5 protein-coding genes are annotated in these 4208 nt (G+C 59.8%); 4 read left to right on the forward strand and 1 reads right to left on the reverse strand.

Features of this window, described 5'->3' with window-relative positions:
* Positions 1-60 precede the first annotated feature (60 nt).
* The 4 genes from NW863_RS09300 (at position 61) to NW863_RS09315 (ending at position 3493) form a co-directional block, all read left to right on the forward strand.
* Positions 61-315: a hypothetical protein gene (locus NW863_RS09300; protein ID WP_414365923.1), complete on the forward strand. Its 255-nt coding sequence runs from the start codon at positions 61-63 to the stop codon at positions 313-315.
* 38 nt (positions 316-353) lie between these two features.
* On the forward strand, positions 354-635 hold the full coding sequence (locus tag NW863_RS09305) for a hypothetical protein (protein ID WP_414365924.1): 282 nt from the start codon (positions 354-356) through the stop codon (positions 633-635).
* A gap of 692 nt (positions 636-1327) precedes the next feature.
* Entirely contained in the window at positions 1328-2452 is a 1125-nt protein-coding gene (gene ftsZ, locus NW863_RS09310) for a cell division protein FtsZ (protein ID WP_414365925.1), read from the forward strand.
* 69 nt (positions 2453-2521) lie between these two features.
* Positions 2522-3493: a D-alanine--D-alanine ligase gene (locus NW863_RS09315; RefSeq protein WP_414365926.1), complete on the forward strand. Its 972-nt coding sequence runs from the start codon at positions 2522-2524 to the stop codon at positions 3491-3493.
* Positions 3494-3636: 143 nt separating this feature from the next.
* Here the strand turns inward: NW863_RS09315 and NW863_RS09320 are convergent, their stop codons facing one another.
* Positions 3637-3960: a hypothetical protein gene (locus NW863_RS09320; RefSeq protein WP_414365927.1), complete on the reverse strand. Its 324-nt coding sequence runs from the start codon at positions 3958-3960 to the stop codon at positions 3637-3639.
* Positions 3961-4208: the final 248 nt, after the last annotated feature.

Genomic DNA, 4208 nt, shown 5'->3' on the forward strand with positions numbered 1-4208 from the left:
AATGCGGCTGCTCCGAAGAACTCTATGACTCAAAAAGTCAGTCAACTGAGGAGACCGACCATGAGCAAGACCCCAACTGGCACCCCTGTTGTTCGTGTGCCAATCGTGGAGGCAACCCCCGAAAATGTGCGGCCCTTCGGCCAACTGCTAGGGGATGATGTGGCCTATCCCGGGTTGGGGATCCCCTTTTATCAGGGGCGCGTTTTAGAAGGGCAAAACATCGACTCCCAGTACACTGGCAAAGCCGTCATCCGCACTGCCAAGATCCTGCCCGGCTACCCGGCTGTGTTCTGGCTAGAGCGCACCTGCGTATGACCCAGTTGTTTGTTGCCTTGGGACAGGAGCCATTCATCATGGTCATGGCTCCCCCCAACCACCCCAAAACCCTCCCCGACCTGGACAAAGTGCAAGCCCTGCGCTTCCCTGCCGGGCACGGGCTGCTGCTGCACCGCGGCACCTGGCACGATTTCCCCATCGCCGGCGAGCGCCCCGTTGTTGTGCTGACTGCCAACTCCGAAGAAGTGGTAGAGGCCCTGGCCAACATGACGACGGCCCAGGAAATGGATCAGGGGGACGTGCTTAAAATTTCCCTGCCCCAGCGGCTGAACGCCGAGATCCATTTGCAGCTGCTCTAAGCCCATGGGCGGATCCCTGACGGCAACCCTCCCCCTGACTCTTTCGGCGCGGAAGCCTTCGGGTAGTTTGTAGAATACCCAAACCTCAGCATTAAAAATCGGCAAAAATTGGCGGTTGGTCTGCCAGGCCCTAATTGGGAGGGGTGAGTATTATCGAATACTCTGAAAAGAAAACGCAAGGTTAGCTTTTAGGCAAGCGCAAGCTCGGCTCCGACCGAAGCGCGCTGGGAGCAACAGTTTGCCCTAATTTGGGATCTATCTACTAGGTGTTCGGGAATACATACCCTTCGATAGGAACCTCGCTTGTACAAAAGAGGAAGCTTAACTGCAAAAGAAGATTCATAGGCAAAGTACGAAACATGAAAGCGCCCAAATTATCCGGATGAGGCTCTTTTTGGGGGCCGCATCCGCCTAGAAGATCCACAAACGTCTTCACCGTTGGCATCGGAGGAGAGTTGCCTTATATTAAATCAGCTAGCATGCTCGATATTTGCCAGAATTAAGCTATCTTGAGGGCTGACATGCCATCCAGCAATTGGTCAGACTTCCATCCCCCCAATCCTGGGCAGGGTTTGGAGCAAGCCCAGTCAACGCCTTCCCCCTGGAGTGAGCGCTACGTGGGGGAGGACTCTCAGGTCGAGTACGAGAGAAACGGAGCCCAGACCAAGGCGGCGAATCATCCAGAGGGGAACATGCCGAGCAATGCCGCGAAAATTAAGGTGGTGGGCGTGGGGGGTGGAGGTGGCAACGCGGTCAGTCGGATGGCGGCCAGCAACCTCAAGGGCGTCGAGTTTTGGAGCATCAATACGGATGCTCAGGCCCTCGCTCAATCCTCAACATCGACAGTGAACCGCCTGCAAATCGGGCAAAAGTTAACCCGAGGGTTGGGGGCAGGCGGCAACCCGGCCATTGGTCAGAAAGCTGCCGAAGAGTCCAGTGAAGAAATTGCGGCCATTCTCAAGGGGGCGGATCTGGTCTTTATTGCCGCTGGCATGGGCGGGGGCACAGGGACAGGGGGAGCGCCTGTGGTTGCCCAGATTGCCAAGGCCAGCGGTGCCCTAACCGTAGGAGTCGTAACGCGGCCTTTTTCTTTTGAGGGCAAGCGGCGCGCCAAGCAGGCCGAAGAGGGGATCCAAGCACTGCAGGAGGCAGTGGATACCCTGATTGTGATCCCCAACGACAAGTTGCTCTCGGTGATCTCCGAGCAAACCCCTGTCCACGAGGCCTTTCGCGTCGCGGACGATGTCTTGCGCCAGGGGGTGCAGGGCATCTCGGATATCATCCTCATCCCTGGCATGATCAACGTGGATTTTGCCGATGTGCGCAGCGTGATGGCCGATGCTGGCACTGCCCTGATGGGCATTGGCATGGGATCCGGCAAGTCCCGCGCCCGCGAAGCCGCCATTACCGCCGTGTCTTCTCCCCTACTGGAAACTTCCATTGAGGGGGCCAAGGGCGTGCTCTTCAACATCACCGGCGGGCTGGATCTGTCGTTGCACGAGGTCACGGTAGCGGCTGAGATCATCGCCGAGGCTGTGGATCCGGAGGCCAACATCATCTTCGGCACCGTGCAAGACGAGCGTATGCAAGGGGAGGTGCGCATCACCGTCATCGCCACCGGTTTCGACCGATCGCGGACGGCACCCAGTGCTTTCGCAGCCAAAACCGCTGTTGCCAACCCCAACAAGGTGGGGACGCGCAAGCCCACCTTTCCTAGCCCTGAGCCATCGCCTCGGCAGCCCCCTGAGCCTGAGCCCCCTGCTTCCGGGGGCTTGGACATTCCCGAGTTTTTGCGCCGCCGCCGCCCTCCTTCGTAGGGTAGAGTGGGGGGATGCGGCTATCCTGGTGCCGGTTGCTGAGAGTGGGGAGTGCTTTGGGGTTAAGCCATGAACATTGTTGTCTTGGCAGGGGGTCGTTCGGCAGAACGGCAGATCTCTTGGGTCACGGGCAAAGCCTGTAAGCGGGCGCTGGAGGATCTGGGGCATCGGGTAAAGCTGATCGACCCCGAGGAGGATCTGCCGCTGCGCCTTTGGCAGGAGCGGCAGGCCGGCTGCGAGTTCGTTTGGATTGCCCTGCACGGCCCCGGCGGTGAGGATGGAGTGGTGCAGGGGATGCTGGAGTGGCTAGGCCTGCCCTACCAGGGATCCGGGCCGTTGGCCAGTGCCCTAGCCATGGACAAGCTGGTCTCCAAGCAGATCTTTCGCGCCGAAGGGATCCCCACCCCTGAGTGGCTGGTCTGGGATGAAGCGCAGCCGCTCTCCTGGGCCGAGTGCGTGGCGCACTTGGGATCCCCGCTGGTAGTGAAGCCCAGCAACAGCGGCTCGACGGTGGGGATCAGCATTGCGCGGGATGAGATGTCGTTGGCTCAGGGGCTGGCGCTGGCCCGATCGGTCTCGTCGCGGGTTTTCCTGGAGCGCTACATTCCCGGCAAAGAGATCACCCTCTCCATCCTCTCCGGCCAGGTTTTCCCGGCCATTGAGATCATCCCCGCTCAGGGGGATTTTTACGATTACGAAGCCAAGTATGCCCCCGGCGGCTCGCGGCATTTGATCCCTTGTTCCCTCAGCGCGGCAGGGTTGGCCCGCTGCGAGGCGGCAGGGCTAAGGGCCTATCAGGTGTTGGGATGTGAGGGCCTGGCACGGGTGGATCTGCGGGTGGATGCCGACGAGAACCCCTGGGTGCTGGAGGTGAACACCCTGCCCGGCATGACCCCTACTTCGCTTTGCCCTGATGCGGCGGCAGCTCTGGGCTGGACGTTTACGGAGCTGGTGGAGCGGATGCTGCAGGATGCCCTGCAAAGGGCAGCTTCGACTCGCCCAGCCCCGTCTGGATCCGGGTCTTCACCACAGCCGGCTTGATCCCCAGCCAGACTGCTTTCTAGAGAAAGAAAAGGAGCAAGACCGCCACCGCCATCCCGACCATCAGCACTGCCGGCCACAGCCAGGCAATACGGGATCTGCCCTTGCCAGCAGCTTTCTTGTCGAGAGCCTTTTCTCTGGGCTCAGGCTTGGGGGCTGGCGGAATCGGGAGCAGCCAGCGTCAGATCCTGCAGCAGCCGATGGCTTTGTTTTTCCAGCACGAGCGTGGTTTCCTCAGCGCCCAAGAGAGGATCCCGCAGTGGCTCGGTTTGCTGCCACTCGTATTCGGAATGCCCCAACGCCTCCAGCCCGGCTCGCACCTGTTGGGTGAGATGGGGGTGGTTGAGCTGCGTTTGCGGGGAGCGGTTGAGGAGAACGTGCAAATGGCCCTGGCGACGTTTGACAGCAATTTTGACAGGGACAGCCAAGCTGGCCTGCAACGCCTGGGCAATCTCAGCTTCCGTCATCAAGTTTTATCCCGCTGTAGGCATCTAATACAGCCGTGGAATAGGGGTTGGAAGTGGGAGCAACGGCTTCAAGGTAGAATGTATCCGCATCTCCGGGGAGACATCGGCTTGCCAAGAAGTGATTCCCCGGCGGATCCCGGCATACAACTGGCAGTCTTATGCAGGAAAAAACCATCGTCCGCAACTATTTCAACACGGTCGGCTTCGAGCGCTGGCGCCGCATTTACGGCAACGAGGAAGTCAATTTC

Source organism: Synechococcus sp. B60.1, assembly GCF_047462555.1.
Classification (GTDB): domain Bacteria; phylum Cyanobacteriota; class Cyanobacteriia; order Thermostichales; family Thermostichaceae; genus Thermostichus.

Bases quoted from the DNA above. Each gene is read 5' to 3' on its own strand.
- NW863_RS09300 (WP_414365923.1), top strand. From the start codon at position 61: ATGAGCAAGACCCCAACTGGCACCCCTGTTGTTCGTGTGCCAATCGTG.
- NW863_RS09305 (WP_414365924.1), top strand. From the start codon at position 354: ATGGTCATGGCTCCCCCCAACCACCCCAAAACCCTCCCCGACCTGGAC.
- ftsZ (WP_414365925.1), top strand. From the start codon at position 1,328: ATGCCGAGCAATGCCGCGAAAATTAAGGTGGTGGGCGTGGGGGGTGGA.
- NW863_RS09315 (WP_414365926.1), top strand. From the start codon at position 2,522: ATGAACATTGTTGTCTTGGCAGGGGGTCGTTCGGCAGAACGGCAGATC.
- NW863_RS09320 (WP_414365927.1), bottom strand. From the start codon at position 3,960: ATGACGGAAGCTGAGATTGCCCAGGCGTTGCAGGCCAGCTTGGCTGTC.